This window comes from Pantoea sp. NPDC088449 (genome assembly GCF_044753225.1).
Taxonomy (GTDB): Bacteria; Pseudomonadota; Gammaproteobacteria; order Enterobacterales; family Enterobacteriaceae; genus Pantoea; species Pantoea floridensis.
On record NZ_JBIVMT010000002.1, the window covers coordinates 171,254 to 190,911 of the forward strand.

The following is a 19,658-nucleotide window of genomic DNA, read 5'->3' on the forward strand; positions in this document are numbered from 1 at the left end:
CTTTGAAAAGCAAGGCCATGATAACGCTCTGATTGCTCATGGAGATTATCATGGCCGCTTCTTCGTCTATGACTATTGGTTTGCTGCTGTATCCCAACGTAACGCAACTCGATCTGACCGGTCCGTGGGAAGTCTTCGCCCGCATGCCGAACGTCACTAATTATCTGATTTGGAAAGATCGGCAGCCGGTGATGTCCGATCGTGGCCTGGCCATCGTGCCCACCGCCACGTTTGCTGACTGCCCCAAACTCGATCTGATCTGCATTCCCGGCGGTCCCGGGCAGATTGCGTTGATGGACGATGACGACACGCTGGAGTTCGTGCGCCGCATGGCGGAAAACGCACAGTGGGTAACGTCGGTGTGTACCGGTTCGCTGATTTTGGGTGCTGCAGGCTTGTTGCAGGGATATCGCGCGACCTCGCATTGGGGTTCGCTCGATCAGCTTAGCCTGCTGGGCGCCACGCCGGTGTCAGAGCGCGTGGTACGTGACCGCAACCGTATCACGGGCGCAGGCGTTACATCGGGCATCGATTTCGCCTTAACGGTAGCGGAAGAGCTGTTTGGACGTGAGATTGCGGAAAATATCCAACTGCAAATGGAGTACGATCCGGCACCGCCATTCCATTCTGGTTCTCCACGCAGTGCCTCACCGGCGCGCCTGGCAGAGGCGAAAGCGCAGATAGCAGAATTTATTGCCCGCCGTCGCGTGGCAACCGAGCAGGCCGCAGCGCGTCTTAAGCGCTGACTAACTGTCCCCATTCCAGCTTCAGGCAGCGGTCGGCAAGATGGAAGTAGCGGTCGTCATGTGTGATAACCAAGACGGTTTTGCCTCGCGCTTTCAGCGCCGGTAACAGCTGATGGTAAAACACCTCGCGGAACGCCGGATCCTGATCGGCCGCCCATTCATCAAACAGATAGAAAGGGCGATCTTCCAGCCATGCCACCAGCAGCGCCAGTCGTTTACGCTGTCCCGTGGAGAGCGCTAGCGTGGAGAACGTTCCATTTTCAAGCGTCACTTTCTTCTCCAGCTGTAGCGATCGCAGCAATCTCTGCACATCGTTATCTAAGTGCGCGTTATCTATGCCTTGTAAATCGTCGAACAGGTGAAAATCATTGAATACCGTTGAAAATAGCTGGCGATACCCTGCGCGGTTCTTCTCATCGATCGCGACGTCGTCCAGCAACAAGGTACCGCTTTCGGCCTGATACAAACCGGTGATCAAGCGTGCTAACGTTGTTTTGCCGCTGCCATTGCCTCCGGTGAGATAGACCAGTTCGCCGGGCTGAAACTGCAGACTGATCGGACCGAGCTGGAAAACGTCATGCTGATAAGTCAGCGCACGCAGTTCCAGCCGCTGAAAAGATTGTGGGGGCTTATCGAAGGCGGTGTGCTCCGGCGGCAGTTGCTGCTGCATTGCGGCGATACGTTTAAGCGCCACCTGCGTCAGGGTGAGGCCGGGCAGGGCGGAAAGCGCGTTTTCAATCGGCACGATCATATATAGAAACACCATGGCAAAGCCGGACATCACGCTGCCCTGCAGATCCAGTACACGCGCAAGCAAAAACATCACAGCCCCGATAAACGCAAAGAAAAATACGCTGGCCCAGATATTCGCCAGCGCATAGAGCACGTAGCCACGCGTGCGTTCAACACGCACCTGTTCAATGGTGTGGAACAATTTATTATGCATGAAGGCGTGTTTGCGTGGAGCGTGCAAGCGTAGCTCTTTCGCGCCACTGAATAGCGCACTGACTTCGCCCGTTAACGCCTCCTCGCGCTGGCGCGACTGACGCATCAGCTGCAGCGCGCGCCGATGGACGCTGCTGTAACCAAGTGAGCCAATCAAGATGGTGATGAGTGCAATCACCATCACAGTGAGCGATAAGTAACCGAGATAGGCTATGCAGCCGGTAATCACCGCCAGTGACATCACAAAGCCGGGCAGCGAGATAAAAAACACCACAACCTGATCGAGATCCTGCGTCAGAATACTGAGCGCACGCGGCATGCCGTGCTTTTCCAGATTGGCATAGCCGGCGTCGGCCACCTGCTGTACCAGCTGGCGCCGCAATTCGGCCTTGCTGCGCTGGCCCATCGCCATAAATAGCGACTGACTCAGCGTTCGCGTGCCGAGCATCAACAGCGCCAGCAGAGCAAACTGCCATGCCAGCTGCAAACGTTGTGCATCGCTGGCGTTCAATCCCTGGTTAATTAACGCCAGTAGCGCGGCATTACTTAATCCACCCATCACGCTGCAACCCAGCGCAATAAAAAATAGCGCGCCGCTGGTGCGCAATAACCGCCGATATATTGCCACATCATCTCCTATGCGTTGGCGCTATTGAGTGGTCGCCACAGCAGCAGTGCCAACCATGGCCCGCCAATTAATGTGGCCATGAGTCCAGCCGGAATTTGTCGCGGGTAGAGCAGATTGTTGCCCGCCCAATCGGCCAGCATTATCACTATTGCGGCGATCAACACCGCCAGCAGCAGTTGCGCCATCGGTTTGCGCGCGCCAAGCTGGCGTGCCAGCTGCGGCGCAAGTAAACCGATGAAGGATAACGGTCCGACAATGAGCGTAGCGACGCCCGTCATGGCGGCGGCCAGAAGCATCAACAGCAGGCGTGCATGGGCAACATTGAGTCCCAGCGACGGTGAAATGTTATGGAGCGGCAACAGCAGCAAGGCGCGCCGCAACAACGGTGTCAATGCCAGCAGCAGCAAGGCCAGCACGAAAGCGAGAGTCGCAATGGGCGTGCTGACATAATAGGTGGAACCGGTCATCAGCTGGCGCAGCATGGCGGCGGCAACACCGTTATTACTGATGACGATCGCCGCGACGGATTGAAACAGCGCGGTAATGGCCAACCCGCTAAGCAGCATGCGCTTAGGATTGAGCGCATAGCGGCGTGCCTGCCACAGCGTTAATCCAAGTGTGAAGAGAGCCCCTAGCGCGCTACTGGCTATCATCAGCGCCATTCCCGCCAGTGGCCACAGCAGCAGCTGTGCAGTAATACCCAGCGATGCGCCGGCCCCAATACCGAGCAGTTCCGGACTGGCCATCGGGTTACGGCTAACGCGCTGTAAAATCACGCCGGCGGCGGCCAGCAGCACACCCGACGCGAGCCCGGCGAGCAGGCGCGGCACGCGGAATGGCAGCATCTGGCGCATTTCTGCCAGTGAATTCCAGTGCCAGCCGTGCAGACCTCGCGCAAAATCAAGCGCGATAGCCAACATCAGCAGAAACATCATGATCACCGGCAGCATTGCTATCTGATGGGTGGGAAAAGGAGCGGACGACGGTTCATTGACATCCGGTTGGAAAATGTGGCGCAGGCGCGGCAAAAACCACAGCAGTAGCGGTCCGCCAGCCAACGCAGTCATCATGCCGGTCGGCAACAGCAAACCGTTGATGCCATTCAGGCGACTCACGCCTTGATCGGTTAACCACAATAAGCCAGCAGCCAGCAGCGGCGACCAGATGAGTTTCTGATAGAAATTTTTCGCACCGCTTAACGCAGCGAGATGAGGTGCGGCAAGGCCGATAAAGCCAATCACGCCGACCACGCTGATAACAAGACTGCTGATGGCTAACGCTGAGAGCAGCGAAATAGCACGCACCCATCCTGCCGGTAAACCCACTGAGCGGGTGACGCGCTCATCCAGCGCCAGCAGGCGCAGAGGGCGCAGAATGAATAACACCGGCAGGGCGGCCATTACCAGTCGCGGCAGTAACCACCACAGCGCATGGCTGTTCTCCTGCGTCAATGCGCCTCCGCCCCAGATAAATACGGCAGACAATGAACGATCGTAGAGGATGGATAACAGCAGATTGACGGCACCGCAGTAGAGATTGACGAGCATCCCCGCCAGCGTTAACGCTAGCGGCGTAAAACCCTGGCGCAGGCTCAGCAAAAATACCACCGCAAAAGCGGCAATGGCGCCGCTTAAAGCGATCCATTCACGACTGGCCAGCAGCCAGGTTGGGCCAATCAGTGTCGCCAATGACAGTGCCAATGTCGCCCCGGACGCTATGCCAAGCGTCATCGGCTCTGCCAGCGGGTTACGCAGGGCTTGCTGCATGACAACGCCGGTAAAACCGAGCGCCAGGCCGCACAGCAGTGCCATGCCTTGACGCGGTAACCACATCAGCGTGAACATCTGCTGTTGCAGGCTCGGCATGGCGGTGCCACGTAGCGCTTGCCAAATCGCGCACCACGACAATTGATGGGCAAGTTGTTCAAGACACAACATGAGTGCCATCGCGAACAGCAACAATGTTAACCCGGCGCAGTGACGATTCATGTGTGCGCCTCTAATGCGGCTACTAATGCCTCGGCGAAGCGCACGGCGGTCAGAACGCCACCTTCGGTCGATAAACCGTCCGGCAGCGTCAGTAATCTGTGCCCACCGGGGCGCGTTAAGATGTGCCATAGCGGCGATTGGAGTATCGGATTGAGATCGATTTCCGGCCATGACGGCAACAGCACGAGCCAACCCGGCGGCAAGGAGGTGAGCTGTTCCAGCTCTAGCGTGGCGTAACCCTGCGCACCGACCGCAAATGGCGTGCTGTGCGGCAAATCGAGTAAAGCCAGCACGTCATTAAATAAGCTTCCCGTGCCGAGCAGCATCACATGCAACGTATCAAGAGGATGTAATAAATAGATCGGTTTGTCCTGAAAGCGTGCGGCGCGTTGCCGTGCGACAGCCAGCCGTGCTAGCAGACTGCGCATTACACTTTCGGCGCGCTGATTCGCACCGGCCAGCTGCGCTAGCGTATGCAGATTTTGCTGCGCGCGTTGCCAGGGCTGTAGGCCACTCACGGGAAAGTAGTGCAGCGGTGCGATACGCGAAAGTTGCGCTTCAGCCAGGCGATGCGCGGGCGTCACCAACAGCTGAGTCGGCTGTAACTCATACAGCGTTTCGTAATTGGGTTGAAACAGCAAACCCACATCTGCAACCTGCTGCGGCAGCGCAGGTTGGCTGAACAGGCGGCGATACCAGTCCGGCGCGGCCACCCCCACTGGCGTGACGTTGAGCAGCAGCGCCATTTCGGTCAATCCCCAATCGAGGATCACCCAGCGCGGCGCGGTATCCGCCCATGTGGGAAATGAATACAGGGCAGCGCCTGTCAGCGCGCCCAGTAAAAGTTGTCGACGACTGATTACCACTGATAGCTCACCGTGGCGATCAGTTGGCGACGTAAACCAAAGTGGCAACCGAGATCGTTACAGTTGCTGATGTACTGTTTATCGGTAAGGTTCTGTAGGTTGAGCCCCAGTTGCCAATCCTGCCAGCGATAGCGCATCATCGCGTCGTAAACCAGTGCTGCCGGCACTTTCAAGCTGTTGTCAGTGGTGGCATAGCTGGTTCCGACGTAGCGTCCGCCACCGCCAATCGTTATGCCCTCTAGCACGCCAGGCAAGGCGTATTCTGTCCACAACGTGGCGCTTTGGCGAGCAATGGCGACGGGCTGCTTACCTTCAGTGTCATCATTGGCAGACAACACTTTCGGGTTGGTCAGCGCATAAGAGGCGTTCACCAGCCAGCGCGAAGTAAGGTTAGCTTTGGCATCCAGCTCAAATCCCTGCGAACGGATTTCGCCGGTTTGTACTGAATAGTTAGCATGCTCGGGATCGGCGGTCAGCACGTTAGTTTGGCGCAGATCGTAAAGAGCGGCGCTGAACAGCGCGTTAAGGCCATTCGGCTGATACTTCACGCCAACTTCAGACTGCTTGCCTTTGGTGGGGGTAAAAGCGTTTCCGTCAAACGAGGTGCCGGCCTGCGGCTGGAAGGAGGTACCGTAGCTAATATAGGGCGCGATGCCGTTATCAAAGTGGTACATCAGGCCTGCTCGACCAGTGGTGGCGTAATCATTCAGTTCAGTACGCGAACCGGCAACCCAGTTCTGGCTGCGAGTTTGTGACCGATCGTAGCGCCCGCCTAGATTCAGGATCCACTGGTTCCACTTCATGCTGTCCTGCAGGTAGAAGCCGAGCTGAGTCATAAACGAGCGATTATGGTTATCGATCAACAACGGATCGACCGGCGTACTGTAATCAGGATTGAGATAGCTGATATCTGACGCCGTACCATAGCCGCTGTTTTGCCGCAGATCGTCGTGCACGTAATCAACACCAAGCGTCAGCGCGTGGTTGACTGGCCCCGTATCCAGATTGCCCTGCAGATTGGTATCCACGTCAAAGGCGTTAAACGACTCAATCACCCGCATGCTGTCACGGCTCACCGTGGCCGAACCGTCATTCACGGTGGCGTTTGGATAGACCATTTGATAATCGCTGCTGGTGTGCAGATAGCGCAGATTCTGGTGCACGCTCCAGATATCATCAAATTTATGCATAAAGTCATAGCCGATACTGGCTTGTTCACGGCGATAGTAATCAAAGCCCGGTTGGCCACCGTAAAACTTATCGGAGTAATTGCCCTGCGCCAGTTTGATCAGGCTGCCTTCCAGCGGTAGCTGATTATAAAATCCGGTGTAGGGATCTTTGCGGAACTGCCCGAGCAGCGTCAGACGCGTGTCGTCATTCGGCTGCCAGGTGAGGGCAGGGGCGATGTCATAATGTTTGTATTTGGTGTAATCGACCTGCGTGTCATTGCGTGACCAGGTTCCGGTCAGGCGTCCCAGCCAATGTTCATCGTTATCCAGCGCGCCGGAGAGATCGAGGCCGGTTTCAAACAGGTTATGGCTGCCGGTACTGACAAAAATCTGGTGGATCGGCTCAGCGGTTGGGCGCTTGCTGATTAGGTTTACCACGCCGCCGGGACTTGCCTGGCCGAACGTAACCGAACTTGGGCCTTTCACTATTTCAAGGCGATCTAATAGATAAGTATCGTAATTCGGACGTGACCAATAGGTAACGGTGGGTAAGCGCAGGCCATCCAGATACTCATCGGCAGAAAAACCGCGAATTGAGATGTCATCAAAGCGATAATCTGCGCCGCCACCCTCCGCGCCAATCCCGCTGTTATAACGCAAAGCCTGCGAGACATTCAGCGCCGCCTGCGAGGCCATCTGCGCCTGCGTTATCACCGAAATACTCTGCGGCGTTTCAATCAATGGACGCGTGCTTTTAGTGACGCTATCGGCTTTTTTCGCCACCTGATTCCAGCTGTCAGCATCGCCGCTATCGCTCTCAACGCTGCTGGCGGTAACGGTAAGTGTGCTGTTATCAGCATTGTTTTTCTCCGCCGCCCAGCCCGATGCGCTGCTGATGATCATCAGTAAGAGTGCGCTTAAGGGCGTGCGTTTGAAGGTGCAGTGACCCGGCATTTATTTTCCCCGATATAGTCCAATGGCCTCATTTAGTGATACAAATGATAATCATTACTATTTTATTTAATAGCGTCCTGCTGGCGGCTTTACGCGGTATCACCGACGAATCGCGCACAACGGACATCAATCGGCAATCTAACGGGATTGGATGAGATGGTGTTGCAGAAATTAACGCAGGCGGAAGCGCTCCCGCCGCAGCCTTTAGTCGCCACGCGCGAGATGCATTACCACGCTGGACGTGAGGAGCGCTGGCACGCCCATGAAGTCGCGCAGCTGATATTCTGTTTTCAAGGAGTGATGCGAGTACAAACGCAGACCGCATCATGGACGTTAACGCCGGGCCGTGCGCTGTGGCTACCGGGGACTATTCCGCACGCCTTAATGGCATTAAGTGATATTCGCAGCCTGAGTTTGTACCTTGATCCCAAACTGGCGCGCGCCTTTTGGCCGCAGACACATAGCATGATGATTTCGCCGCTGCTGCAGGCGCTGATGCAAACGCTGGTGGAGAATGAGCAGCAGGCGCAGCCCGAGGCGGCGCGCGTAGAGTTAATCATGCCGCTATTACTGGATGAGATTCGTCGCGCACCGGCAGGCCCGGTGTGTAATTTGCCACTGCCCAGCGATCGCCGTTTGCTGAGTATTTGCCAGCAGCTACTGCAAGCGCCGGCCAGCAGCGATACGCTGGAAGCATGGGGACAGCGCGTCGGCGCGAGCTCACGCACGTTGGCACGTTTGTTCCGCGATCAAACCGGCATCACCTTTACGCAGTGGCGGCAGCAGTTACGATTATCCGAGGCACTGGTGCAATTGGCGCAGGGGCAAACGGTCGTTCGTATCGCCAATCAGCTGGGCTACCAAAGCCCCAGCGCATTTATCTCCATGTTTCGCCGTTTGATGGGGGAAACGCCGCAGCGATTTTTACGGATTTCAGCCTGAAATCGCCACGGCTTTGCAGGTTAATGGGCGCTGGCTGTGGGGCGTACGGTGATTTCACTGGTATCAACGTCGCCAGGTTGATCGATGGCCCAGCTCACCGCTTTGGCAATCGCTTCGGGTTTGAGTGCAATCTGGCGATAACGCTTCATGGCTTCCTGCGCCACGCTATCGGTAATGGTGTCAGCCAGTTCAGACTCCACCACGCCGGGATTAATCACCGTCACGCGCAGCTGTGGTGATTCCTGGCGTAAGCCATCGGAAATGGCGCGCACCGCGAACTTGGTGGCGCAGTAGACTGCAGCGGTCGGCGAAACGGTTAGCGCACCGACGGAAGCGATATTAATAATGTGGCCATACTGCTGCGCCTGTAGGGTGGGCAGCACCGCCGCGATACCATAAAGTACGCCGCGAATATTGACGTCCAGCATCAAGTCCCACTCCTCAACCTTCATTGAACTCATCGGCGACAGCGGCATCACGCCCGCGTTGTTGATCATCACATCAATGCGGCCATATTTCGCCAGGGCAAAATCGGCCAGCTGTTGTGTATCAGCGCGCTGCGTGACATCGGTGGCTAAATAATCCACGCTGGCGCCAGAAAAGCGGAGCTCTTCGCACAGCGTTGAGAGACGATCGGTACGGCGCGCGCCGAGCACGAGCTGATGACCAAGCTGTGCCAGATGGCGCGCAATGCCTTCGCCAATACCGCTGCTGGCGCCGGTTAAAATAATGACTTTTGGATTGCGTTGGGTCATGACGTATTCCTCGTTGAGTTGACGAGGTTATTGTCGATGCATCACGCCAGGCACAACAGACCGGATTGTGACGCATGTTTGCCTGATTATCTCGCCGCCGTTGCGCATCGCTGATTTTCAACGCTATCCTTTGCCTGAATCTCTCACAGGAATAGTGATCATGTCGCGTACCGTTCAACAGCAAACCTGCGCATTACTTAGTCAGCTGGCACGTCAGGAAGGCTATACCGAATCGCTGCTGGACAGCGTGCGCTTTATGCGTGCCGATCGGCAATGGGCGCGCACGCCGGTGCTGTATGAACCGAGTATCATCATCATTTGCCAGGGATCGAAACGCGCCTTTCTCGCCGATAAAATGTATCGCTACGATGCGCAACACTATCTGGTGCTGTCGGTACCTCTGCCGTTTTCTGCGGAGACGGAAGCCACTTCCGAAGAACCACTGCTGGGCATTGCTATTCGTTTGGATGTTGCGATGGTGGCGCGGTTGGTGGCGCAATTGGCTCACGGGCAAACAGCCATTACTGCTGCACCAGCGAGCATCATTTCTACGCCTATCGATCGGGCGTTAGCCCAAAGCACGCTGCGCTTGCTCGAAGCATTGAGCGATCCGCTTGAGGCCAAGGTGTTAGGACCCTCACGGGTGGAAGAGATCTGTTTTCGCGTGTTGATGGGCGAACAGGGCGGCGCGGTGCGCGCGGCATTAACTTATCAGGGCCATTTTGGCCGGGTTGCCCGTGCTTTGCAGCGGATTCATGCCGACTGGCGTCAGCCGCTGGATGTGCCTTCTCTGGCAAAGGAAGCTGGCATGAGCGTGCCGCGTTTCCATCTGCATTTCAAAACTGTGACACAAACATCGCCGATTCAATATGTTAAATCGCTGCGTTTGCATCAGGCGCGTCTGATGATGATTCGCGACAATCTGACGGCCGCTGGCGCTGCGGCGCGGGTAGGATATGAAAGTGATTCGCAGTTTAATCGGGAGTTTAAACGGATGTTTGGACGTAGTCCGGCGGAGGAGGCGCGGGAAATGAAGCGGGCTTTTGAGCTGTTACCGCCGGAGCATTTGTCCGGCAGGCTACAGGCACACTGACTTAACGAATGCTCATCACCGCAACCACCACGATAATCCAAAACAGGCCACAACCCGTCAGCATCCATTGCCACACCCGGTGGCGCTCAGCGGCAAAAAGTCTGGAAAATTGTGAACGTAAAATTGGATGCATAGTGGCCTCACTTCAGAATATCAATAGAGAGATAGGCGGGCGAAATCAGGGTAATAGCGTCCGCGAACGTGAACATTCTGACCGTTTGTAAGGCGTAAGAGCGACGAGACCCGTCTTGCTTTTTGAGTTGAGGGTAAAACGGCAAAGCCGCCATAAGGTGAGGATCTCTGGCGGCTTTACGAGACATGCTGCTGATCAGACGTTGCGCGTCACGCCGCCATCAACGCGAATATTTTGCGCCGTAATGTAGGCGGCACCCGGCGAAGCGAGGAAGGCGATGGTCGCAGCCACCTCTTCAGAAGTGCCATAGCGTTGTAAAGGTACGCTGTTACGGCGCTCATCGGTTTTCGGCAGGCTATCAATCCATCCCGGAAGCACATTGTTGATGCGAATATTATCTGCCGCGTAAGTATCTGCGAAAATTTTAGTGAACGAGGCTAAACCCGCGCGGAAAACGGCCGACGTGGGGAACATATCGGTAGGCTCAAACGTCCACGCCGAAGAGATATTGATGATGCTGCCGCCGCCTTGTTTCTGCATGATCGGCGTCACCAGCCGCGCGGCCCGTACCACATTGAGGAAATAGGTCTCCATGCCGCGCTGCCAATCCTCATCGCTTAATTGCAGAATCGGCGCACGAGGACCATGACCCGCACTGTTCACCAGCACATCGATACGGCCCCAGCGCGCCAGCGTTTGATCCACCAGCTTTTGCAAATCATCTACCGACTGGTTAGAACCCGTCACGCCCAAACCACCCAATTGCTTTGCTAGCGCTTCACCTTTTCCGGAAGAGGAGAGGATCGCCACTTTGTAGCCTTCGCTCGCCAGCTTCTCAGCCGCTGCTGCGCCCATGCCGCTGCCGCCAGCAACGATAACTGCAACTTTTTCTACTGTCATAGTATCTCTTCTTTATAAGTCAACATCGCTTAAACCCAGTATAAGTGCTAATTTCGACCGCAGAGAGCCACTCTTTTTGCCACTTGACGATAGGAAAACTACAGGATGAACCAGGGATTTAGCGCGCTACCCCCGCTGAATGCGTTGAAGGTCTTTGAAGCGGTAACGCGCCATCTCAATTTTCGTTTGGCGGCGGAAGAATTAGGCGTGACGCAAGGCGCGGTGGCACAACAAATTCGCGGGTTGGAAGCCAGCCTCGAATTGAAACTGTTTGATCGATTACCACGCACGCTGGCCTTGACCAGCGCGGGGACGGGTTATGCCGTGAGTATCCGCCAGGCATTTGAATTAATTGATGAAGCTACGCGCACGCTGCGCCCTGAACCGAACCGTTTAACTCTCAGCGTAACGCCAACCTTTGCCAGCCGCTGGATGCTGCCGCGCTTACCGGATTTTACCGCTGCCTGGCCGGATATCGATCTACGCGTGCTGGCTTCCGAACGTTTGGTACAGTTTCATCATGAAGGTGTCGATTTAGCAGTGCGCTATGGCCGGCCACCGTTCGGCGCCGGTCTCGATGCCCGTATGCTGTTCAGCCAAACGGTGCTGGCGGTCGTAAGCCCCACGCTGCTTGCCGAGTTGGGTGATCCTGCCGAGATCAATCATTGCCTGCGCTATGCTTTATTGCACGATGGTCATCACCTTTGGCCCGCATTTCTCTCATTCATCTTCCCCCATGAGTCGCTGCATCATCAGCATCATCTGCGCTTCAATCAAACGGCACTGGCGCTCGAAGCGGCGATCGGCGGGCAAGGTATCGCGCTCACCAGCCCACATTTTGTGCAGAACGATATAGCGAGCGGGCGATTGGTCGTAGCGTTTGGCACGCAAATGACGATAGATGCGGGTTGGTATTTGGTGTGGCCAAAACGCCCACGTGAGCCTGCGACGGTGCAAGCGGTGCGTGACTGGCTTTTAACGCAGGTTCACGGTTGATTTTTGTTCAATAACGAAATCAGTAAAACTGATGATCCGCGCTGGATCATGAATGTTATAACTGCTTAATGATGCAGAAGTGAGTTTTTATCCTGCCAGAGCAGTGAATTAGAAAAATAGTACGCAAATTCAGTAAGTAACAATAAGCATTGTGCGTTGCATTCTGCCGGGTGCTGTGAATAAATAAGGAATCAATTTTAATAAAAATGCCATAAAGGCCAGGTTTACGCCTGAGAAAGATCTCCGCAAACATGACCGATCATAAAGATGTTTTAGCCAGGGACATCAGCGCCAAAAGCGAAAGCATGCAGGCGCATCTCATCGCCATTCGTCGTGATATCCATGCGCATCCGGAGCTGGGTTTTGATACCCAGCGTACCGCCACGCTCGTTGAGCAGGAACTGCTGCGTCTTGGACTGGTGCCAAAGACGGGCGTCGGCAGAACCGGCGTCATGGTGAATATCGTGGGCGCGCATCCCGGTAAAACCGTGCTGTTACGCGCTGATATGGATGCCTTGCCGATCCACGAACAAACCGGCCTGTCGTTCAGCAGCCAGTATCCGGGCAAAATGCACGCCTGCGGGCATGATATTCATACCGCGACCCTGCTGGGTGTGGCGGCGATTGTGCCGTACTACCGTGCACAACTGCATGGCACCCTGCGGTTAATTTTCCAGCCAGCGGAAGAGACGCCAGAAAGCGGTGCCGAAGCGATGATCGCCGATGGCGCGGCGGACGGCGTCGATCTCGCCATCACCCTGCACAACAAACCGGAGCTGGCCGCGGGCGAAATTGGCCTGACGCGTGGTGCCAGCACCGCATCCAGCGACGAATTTGATGTGGTGGTGCACGGTAAATCGACTCATGCCGCCCGTCCGCATATGGGCACCGATCCGATCATTGCGGCGGTGAACCTGGTCAGCCAGTTGCAAACCATCATTTCGCGCGAACTCGATCCGGCCAATTCGGCGGTGCTGACCATTGGCCACATTCATGGCGGCACCACCCACAATATTATTTCTGATAGCTGCCTGCTGCAGGGCACGGTACGCGCCAAATCGCCAGCCGCGCGGGCGCATATCGAAGAAGCGTTTAAGCGCATCTGCGCCGGTGTGGCGCTGTCGTTGAATGTGCGCGTTGAGGTCAATTATCAGCGCGGCGTACCGCCGTTAATGAACGACGATGGGTTAATCGACGCGTTGGAACTGATTTTGTCGCATCAGTTTGGTAAAGCGATCGTTGCTAAACCGAGCGCCAGCTTTGGTGCCGAAGATTTTTCACTGTTTACCGAGCGCGTGCCCGGCTGTCAGATCCACATTGGCTCCGGCGCGCCAGGGCGCGACGATCATCTGCACAATTCGGATTATCAACCCGACGAGCGCAGCATCCATGCCGGCACGCAGGCGCTAGCCCGTTTAGCCATTGATTTACTCTCTTAAAATAACGAACTCTGAGGTTTTATGATGATGCGTAAAGGACTGTTTACCGCCTCTGTGGGCATGTTGCTGCTTGCCTCTTCCGCGCTGGTGCAAGCCAAAGATTTTGGCACGGTGAAATTTGCTACCGAAGCCGCTTATCCGCCGTTTAACCAATCTACGCCAGGCGGCAAAATCGTTGGTTATGAACCGGATATGGTGGCGGAAATCGCTAAGCGCGCCGGTTTTAAATACGAAATCGTGGCGCAGAAATGGTCCGGTATGATTCCAGGTTTGGTCGACGGTAAATATGACGCGGTAATCGATGCCGTGACCGTCACGCCAAAGCGTGAAGAAGTGGTGGATTTCTCCCGCCAATACACCGTGAGTATTTCGGGTTTCGTTACCCTGAAGGGCAGTGCGGTTGATACGCTGCCGGGCAATGGCGAAGTGGTATTGGCGAATGACGAAGCGGGCATGACCAAATCCATTGACGCGCTGAAAGCGAAATTCAAAGGCAAAACCATCGCGGTGCAGGTTGCCACCATCCAGGCTGACTTCCTTAACAAATATCTGGCCGATGTGGCGACGATTCGTACCTATCAGGCCGGCCCGGAAACCTTCGCCGATCTGCTTAACGGCCGCGTTGATGCGGTGATGGCATCACGCACCAACCTGAATGCCTATGTGAAAAAACATGCAGATACCGTGAACAGCACCGGTTATGGCTTCTCAGGCGGCGTGTTGGGCCAGGGGTCGGCGATTGCGATTCAGAAAAACAATCCTGAGCTAAAAGCCGCACTGGATAGCGCATTAAATTCAATGATCAAAGATGGCACGCTGAAGCAGCTGTCTGAAAAATGGTTCGGCGAAAACGTCGCACCAGCGGAGTAATTTCAGGCGCTTATGGCTATTGATTGGCAACTCTTAGGGTTTGGTGACGAAGGTTGGGGCGGCGTGTTGCTTAACGCCGCCACGGTGACCGTCACCGTTTCATTGTGTGCATGGGTTCTGGGGGCGATCCTTGGCAGCCTGTTGTGCTGGATGCAGATTGGTGGCGCGCGTTGGCAACAGCGCCTCGCTAGTGGCTACATCACGCTGTTTCGCGGCGTGCCGGAACTGCTGGTGATCTACCTGTTTTACTTTGGTGGACGTCAGGTGGTGTCGTTCGTGGGGGAAAGCCTCGGGCTGCAAGGTCCGTTCGATGTGAACGGTTTTGTCGCCGGCGCCATCGCCATCGGTCTGATTTCCGGCGCTTATCAAAGTAGCGTATTCCGCGGGGCATTTTATGCCATACCGAAAGGTACGCTGGAAGCCGCTACGGTGACGGGGATGGGCCGCCTGATGCTGTTCCGCCGCATGATTGTGCCGCAGGCGCTGAAAACCGCGCTGCCGGGCATGGGCAATCAGTGGCAGTCGGTGATCAAAGAGTCGGCGCTGGTGTCGGTGACCGGTCTGGTGGAAACCATGAATCAGATTTCCACCGCGTCGAACTCCACCCAGATGCCGTTTTTCTTCTACAGCGTGGGAGCGGTGATCTACCTGATTATCACCACCTGTTCTGACTTTGTTTTCCGCTATGTGGAAAAAGTGGCCATGCGCGGCCAGCAACGCGCGCGGTTGTAAGGAGCCACAATGGACATTACTTTTCTGCAAAACACGCTAGCGGCATTGCTGCGTGGCCTGCCGCTGACGCTCAACCTGGCGCTGCTATCCCTGCTCGGCGGCGGCATACTGGCGCTGCTGCTTAACCTGCTGCGACAAAATCGGCTTGGCAGCTACGTGACGCGTTTCTACGTCTGGGTATTTCGCGGTACGCCGCTGCTGATTCAGATTTTCATGATTTATTATGGCCTTGGCAGTTTGCCAGCGGTGCGTGAAAGCGTACTGTGGCCGCTGCTGCGCGATCCTTACTGGTGCGGCTTGATTGCGCTGGTGCTTAATGATGCAGCCTACACCTCAGAGATTCTGCGCGGTGGCCTGAATGCGGTAAGCGTGCAGTCGCTGGAAGCCGCGAAGGTGAGCGGCATGTCGCGCTTTACCACACTGCGCCGTATCACGCTGCCGCTGGCGGTGCGTCAGGCACTCCCGGCTTACAGCAACGAAATTATCTCGATGATCAAATCCACGTCGCTGGTGAGTACCATTAGCCTGATGGAGATGACCGGCATTGCCGATTCGATCGTCTCTGAGACGTTTCGCGCGCTGGAGGTCTTTATCAGCGCGGCAATTATCTATCTGCTGCTGACCGTGCTGGTGAGTAAAGCCGTGGCGCTGCTGGAGCGCCGTTTGTCCCCTTATCACGTTGGAGCACGTCCATGAGCAAACCCACTATCGCCCTGAGCCATCTCAGAAAAAGTTATAGCGGGCATGAAGTGCTGCATGACATCAGCCTGACGGCGCAGGATGGCGATGTGATATCACTGATTGGAGCCAGTGGTTCGGGCAAAAGTACCTTGCTGCGTTGCATCCCGTTTCTGGAGGTGCCGCAGGGCGGAGAAATAGCGGTGGGTGACGAAGTGGTCACCATCGACAACGCCGATGAGAAACTGAGCCGCGAGCAGCAATGCCGCATTAAACTGATGCGCATGCAGCTGGGTTTTGTCTTCCAGAGCTTTAACCTGTGGCCGCATAAAACGGTGTTGCAGAACATCATCGAAGCGCCCGTGCATGTGCAAAAGCGCAGCAGCAAAGAGGCGATAGAAGAGGCTGAAGCGCTGCTGCACAAAGTGGGTCTGTATGAAAAACGCAACGCCTGGCCGTCGCAGCTTTCTGGCGGTCAGCAACAGCGTGTAGCCATTGCGCGTGCGCTGGCGCAGCAGCCGAAAGCGATTCTGTTTGATGAGCCAACGTCGGCACTGGATCCGGAACTGGTGGGTGAAGTGCTGCGCGTCATTCGCAGCCTGGCGGAGGAGGGACGCACCATGATTATCGTGACCCATGAAATGGGGTTCGCGCGCGATGTGTCGAATAAAGCGGTGTTCCTGCACCAGGGCAAGATTGAGGAAGCCGGTTCGCCGCAGCAGGTGTTTAGCGATCCCCTGTCTGCACGCTGTCGCGCCTTTGTCACGAGTCACTTGCAGCGCAACAGCTAACCAGAATAGTGCTAATGGTTTTCCCAAGCAAAGTGTGGAAAAATCGCCCTCCTCTCAACGGAGGGTTTTTTCATTGTCGAGCGACGGAAAATTATGCCTCACACTTACCGCCCATGGATGAAAAGGTATTGGCTGGCCTGGCTCCTGCTTGTGCTGATCACCTTGATAGCGCTGTTTGCCGATCAAATTTTGCAGCAGCAGCGAGCGGCGGAAGCGCATTTTCATCAGCAGTTTAATCGCCTGGCTGCCTATCAAACGCAGAACGAAACGCTGTTGCCGCTGCTCACTGGCGATGAAAAGCTTGCCGATCTGCAAACAAAATTCCCGCAGATTGTTCTGCTGGAGCATACCGTTAATCGTCCGCTTACCGCGCCGCGCTTTGAAGAGGTGAGCGGCGGACGCTACTGGCTTTACAATCCTTATCGGCAGATCCGCATGCTGGTGGATTTGCATTTTGCCTTGCAAACGCCGGATGTCGCGCTCGCGCTTGCGTTCCATATCCATGCGCAGCCCGCCATTCAGGCGGCGGCCTATTCTGAGACTGCCCGCTGGCAGTGGCAGCGGCCGTTTATCAATCACTATCAACCTTTCTTACTGAAAGGGAGTGCGAATCCTGACTGGCGAGCTTTGCACATGCTGCCTTTTGTGCTGGCGCTGCTGGTGTGGCTGGCGATCGGTGCACTTGGCGGATGGCTGCTGCGACACTGGCGCCAGCATGTGGCGATGCGCCTGCGCGCTGAATATTTTCAACGTTCACGTCGCGAAGCGCTGGGAGAATTTACCGCGGGAATTATTCATGAAATCAACCAGCCGCTGACCGCGATTAACACCTGGCTGCACAGCAGTCAGCTGCTGTTAAAGCAGGGCAAATACGAGAATCTTCCGCAAGCGCTTAACGCCATGAGCCTGCAAACCGAGCGTCTCGCCGGCTTGCTACAGCGCTTTCGCGATATTGTCAGTGAACGTCCGGTGACGATGAGTGCCGTCAACCCGGAAGCGGTATGGCGCCGGGTGACGCTATTGCTGCAACAAGAACTGGAAGAGGGCAATGTCGCGCTGCATCAGCAATTCCAGCACCATCAGGTGCAGGTAATGAGCGATCCTCAATGGCTGGAACAGGTATTCCACAATGTGCTTCAGAACGCGATACATATGCAGCAAGGCCGCGCTGATGCAGGGGTAAAAATTGTTTCGGAGCATGCTCCGCACGGCATCAAGATCACCATCAGCGATAACGGCCCAGGTTTTTCTGCGGAAGGATTGGCGCAGGCCTGCATGCCGTTTTACAGCTCACGCGCCAATAGCATGGGATTAGGCATGACGCTGGTAGAGAGCCTGATGTTACGCATGAATGGTCAGCTCAGGCTGGCGAATCGCGCTGAGGGCGGCGCGGAAATAACCTTAATTTTCCAACTGGCGGAGTAACGGAATGAGCGCGAAGGTTTGGTTAGTGGATGATGATTTATCCGTGCGTGAATCGCTCGGTTTTCTGCTGAAAGCGCTGGATTATGAGGTGGAAGATTTTGCCGACCTAGCCGCGTTTGAAGCAGCCACACAATCGCGTGAGCCGCTGCGCGGTTGTTTGCTGTTGGACGTGCGGATGCCGGGGATTAGCGGACTGAGTTGGCTGGCGGAGCAGGGCGATCGCCACCCGCTGTTGCCTGTGATTATTATGACAGGCCACGGGACAATCGATGCCTGTCGCCGCGCGTTTCGCCAGGGAGCGTTTGAGTTTTATACCAAACCGCTGGACATCGAACCGTTACTGGAAACGCTTCATCAGGCGATGAATGAAAGCCAGCAGCGTGCCGATCGCTGGCAGTCGCAGCAGGGGCTGCAGGCGCGCTTTGCCTTGCTTTCCGCACGTGAAAGTGAAGTCATGCAGCTGATGATCGCCGGTCACACCAGCAAAGCGATCGCGCGTGATTTATCGCTGTCGCCGCGTACCGTTGAGGCGCACCGTGCCGCGGTGTTTGCCAAGCTGGAGCTCAATAATCTCGCGCAACTGATTCACGCCTGGCAGCAGTTGAACCAGGTATAACTACCTGGCCGAACGCGTAATCGCCCGAATATTTCTTTTCCTGCCTGCGGATTACAGTGTCACTCACTATTAAACAGGAGTGACACATGAACATGCGCCTTTCTCTCATCGCCGCTGTGGCGGCCGTTGTTTCTTTCGGCAGTCACGCTGCATTAACCGAATCCAACCTTTCACTGGCGGATGCGCAGAAGCTCGCTAGCGCAGCAATTCAGTCGTGTGCGGCGAAAAACTATAACGTTACCGTCACCGTGGTGGATCGCGCCGGGCTGGTTAAAGCCGTACAGCGCATGGATAACGCCGGTCCGCACACCATCGAAGCCAGCCAGATGAAAGCGTATACCGCGCTGAGCACCAAAAACCTCAGCGGGAAAGTGATGGAAACCGCGCAGAGCAATGCGGGCGCGCAGAATATGCGTGACGTTCCTGGCTTCCTGCTATTGGCAGGCGGCGTGCCGGTGAAAAGCGGTGAACAGGTGATTGGTGCGATTGGCATCGGCGGCGCGCCGGGCGGAAATCTGGATGAAGCCTGTGCGATGGATGCGCTGAAAGCGATTCAGTAATCGGCACCAGGTCGCCATCAATGGCGACCCTACAATCTACGCACTGGAATACAGTAGGGTGCGCATTAATGCGCACCGAGCAGAAGCACAAACCGTGGCTTAACCGAACGGCATTACGCCATCAGTGGCGACCCTACAACCTACGCACTGGAATACAGTAGGGTGCGCATTAATGCGCACCGAGCAGAAGCACAACCGTGGCTTAACCGATCGGCGTTACGCCATCAGTGGCGACCCTACAACCTACGCATTGGAATTCAGTAGGGTGCGCATTAATGCGCACCGAGCAGAAGCACAAACCGTGGCTTAACCGATCGGCATTACGCCATCAGTGGCGACCCTACAACCTACGCACTGGAATACAGTAGGGTGCGCATTAATGCGCACCGAGCAGAAGCACAAACCGTGGCTTAATCGGTCGGCATTACGCCA

General features: G+C 55.9%; 19 protein-coding genes. 12 read left to right on the forward strand and 7 right to left on the reverse strand.

The features are described from left to right. Positions 1-50 precede the first annotated feature (50 nt). Entirely contained in the window at positions 51-746 is a 696-nt protein-coding gene (locus tag ACIP6T_RS12040) for a DJ-1/PfpI family protein (protein ID WP_345830328.1), read from the forward strand. Here the strand turns inward: ACIP6T_RS12040 and ACIP6T_RS12045 are convergent. From ACIP6T_RS12045 to ACIP6T_RS12060, 4 genes are read right to left on the reverse strand one after another with little or no spacing between them, the layout of a single operon-like run. Continuing rightward, positions 736-2,319 (reverse strand): cyclic peptide export ABC transporter, encoded by a 1,584-nt coding sequence (locus ACIP6T_RS12045; protein WP_400457333.1) that lies wholly within the window; start codon positions 2,317-2,319, stop codon positions 736-738. The genes ACIP6T_RS12040 and ACIP6T_RS12045 overlap by 11 nt on opposite strands. 8 nt (positions 2,320-2,327) lie before the next feature. Continuing rightward, entirely contained in the window at positions 2,328-4,307 is a 1,980-nt protein-coding gene (fhuB, locus tag ACIP6T_RS12050; RefSeq protein WP_400457335.1) for a Fe(3+)-hydroxamate ABC transporter permease FhuB, read from the reverse strand. Beyond that, positions 4,304-5,173 (reverse strand): ABC transporter substrate-binding protein, encoded by an 870-nt coding sequence (locus tag ACIP6T_RS12055; protein WP_400457337.1) that lies wholly within the window; start codon positions 5,171-5,173, stop codon positions 4,304-4,306. The genes fhuB and ACIP6T_RS12055 overlap by 4 nt, the downstream gene beginning before the upstream one ends. After that, the gene (locus tag ACIP6T_RS12060; RefSeq protein WP_400457340.1) at positions 5,167-7,296 is read right to left on the reverse strand and encodes a TonB-dependent siderophore receptor; all 2,130 of its coding nucleotides are present in this window, start codon (positions 7,294-7,296) and stop codon (positions 5,167-5,169) included. The genes ACIP6T_RS12055 and ACIP6T_RS12060 overlap by 7 nt, the downstream gene beginning before the upstream one ends. Positions 7,297-7,452: 156 nt before the next feature. Here ACIP6T_RS12060 and ACIP6T_RS12065 point away from each other — a divergent pair, with 156 nt between their 5' ends. Then, positions 7,453-8,238, forward strand: a complete 786-nt coding sequence (locus ACIP6T_RS12065) for a helix-turn-helix transcriptional regulator (RefSeq protein ID WP_345830338.1) — start codon at positions 7,453-7,455, stop codon at positions 8,236-8,238. A 20-nt stretch (positions 8,239-8,258) separates the two neighbouring features. On the opposite strand, the gene ACIP6T_RS12070 is transcribed toward ACIP6T_RS12065, so the two are convergent. Beyond that, positions 8,259-8,993: an SDR family oxidoreductase gene (locus ACIP6T_RS12070; RefSeq protein WP_400457345.1), complete on the reverse strand. Its 735-nt coding sequence runs from the start codon at positions 8,991-8,993 to the stop codon at positions 8,259-8,261. A gap of 160 nt (positions 8,994-9,153) precedes the next feature. Between ACIP6T_RS12070 and ACIP6T_RS12075 the strand changes: the two genes are divergently transcribed. Next, positions 9,154-10,086 carry an AraC family transcriptional regulator N-terminal domain-containing protein gene (locus ACIP6T_RS12075; protein ID WP_400457346.1) on the forward strand — a complete coding sequence of 311 codons (933 nt, stop codon included), beginning with the start codon at positions 9,154-9,156 and terminating at the stop codon, positions 10,084-10,086. 1 nt (position 10,087) lies between these two features. On the opposite strand, the gene ACIP6T_RS12080 is transcribed toward ACIP6T_RS12075, so the two are convergent. Beyond that, positions 10,088-10,219, reverse strand: coding sequence for a hypothetical protein (locus tag ACIP6T_RS12080; protein ID WP_345830341.1), 132 nt, complete (start codon positions 10,217-10,219; stop codon positions 10,088-10,090). A gap of 195 nt (positions 10,220-10,414) precedes the next feature. Then, the gene (locus ACIP6T_RS12085) at positions 10,415-11,119 is read right to left on the reverse strand and encodes an SDR family oxidoreductase (RefSeq protein WP_097098198.1); all 705 of its coding nucleotides are present in this window, start codon (positions 11,117-11,119) and stop codon (positions 10,415-10,417) included. A 105-nt stretch (positions 11,120-11,224) separates the two neighbouring features. Between ACIP6T_RS12085 and ACIP6T_RS12090 the strand changes: the two genes are divergently transcribed. The 9 genes from ACIP6T_RS12090 (at position 11,225) to ACIP6T_RS12130 (ending at position 19,226) form a co-directional block, all read left to right on the forward strand. Beyond that, entirely contained in the window at positions 11,225-12,115 is an 891-nt protein-coding gene (locus ACIP6T_RS12090) for a LysR substrate-binding domain-containing protein (RefSeq protein WP_400457348.1), read from the forward strand. A gap of 251 nt (positions 12,116-12,366) precedes the next feature. Beyond that, positions 12,367-13,554, forward strand: a complete 1,188-nt coding sequence (locus ACIP6T_RS12095) for a M20 family metallopeptidase (RefSeq protein ID WP_400457350.1) — start codon at positions 12,367-12,369, stop codon at positions 13,552-13,554. 21 nt (positions 13,555-13,575) lie between these two features. Continuing rightward, on the forward strand, positions 13,576-14,424 hold the full coding sequence (locus tag ACIP6T_RS12100; protein WP_176519240.1) for a transporter substrate-binding domain-containing protein: 849 nt from the start codon (positions 13,576-13,578) through the stop codon (positions 14,422-14,424). A 12-nt stretch (positions 14,425-14,436) separates the two neighbouring features. Further along, entirely contained in the window at positions 14,437-15,156 is a 720-nt protein-coding gene (locus ACIP6T_RS12105) for an ABC transporter permease (protein ID WP_097098194.1), read from the forward strand. A 9-nt stretch (positions 15,157-15,165) separates the two neighbouring features. After that, positions 15,166-15,852, forward strand: a complete 687-nt coding sequence (locus tag ACIP6T_RS12110; RefSeq protein ID WP_097098193.1) for an ABC transporter permease — start codon at positions 15,166-15,168, stop codon at positions 15,850-15,852. After that, positions 15,849-16,625 carry an ABC transporter ATP-binding protein gene (locus tag ACIP6T_RS12115; RefSeq protein WP_400457353.1) on the forward strand — a complete coding sequence of 259 codons (777 nt, stop codon included), beginning with the start codon at positions 15,849-15,851 and terminating at the stop codon, positions 16,623-16,625. Before ACIP6T_RS12110 ends, ACIP6T_RS12115 begins: the two co-directional genes overlap by 4 nt. A gap of 93 nt (positions 16,626-16,718) precedes the next feature. After that, the gene (locus tag ACIP6T_RS12120) at positions 16,719-18,050 is read left to right on the forward strand and encodes a sensor histidine kinase (protein ID WP_400457355.1); all 1,332 of its coding nucleotides are present in this window, start codon (positions 16,719-16,721) and stop codon (positions 18,048-18,050) included. Positions 18,051-18,054: 4 nt separating this feature from the next. Then, the gene (locus ACIP6T_RS12125) at positions 18,055-18,666 is read left to right on the forward strand and encodes a response regulator transcription factor (RefSeq protein WP_097098190.1); all 612 of its coding nucleotides are present in this window, start codon (positions 18,055-18,057) and stop codon (positions 18,664-18,666) included. An 86-nt stretch (positions 18,667-18,752) separates the two neighbouring features. Next, positions 18,753-19,226 carry a heme-binding protein gene (locus ACIP6T_RS12130; protein WP_400457357.1) on the forward strand — a complete coding sequence of 158 codons (474 nt, stop codon included), beginning with the start codon at positions 18,753-18,755 and terminating at the stop codon, positions 19,224-19,226. The last annotated feature ends 432 nt before the right edge of the window (positions 19,227-19,658 follow it).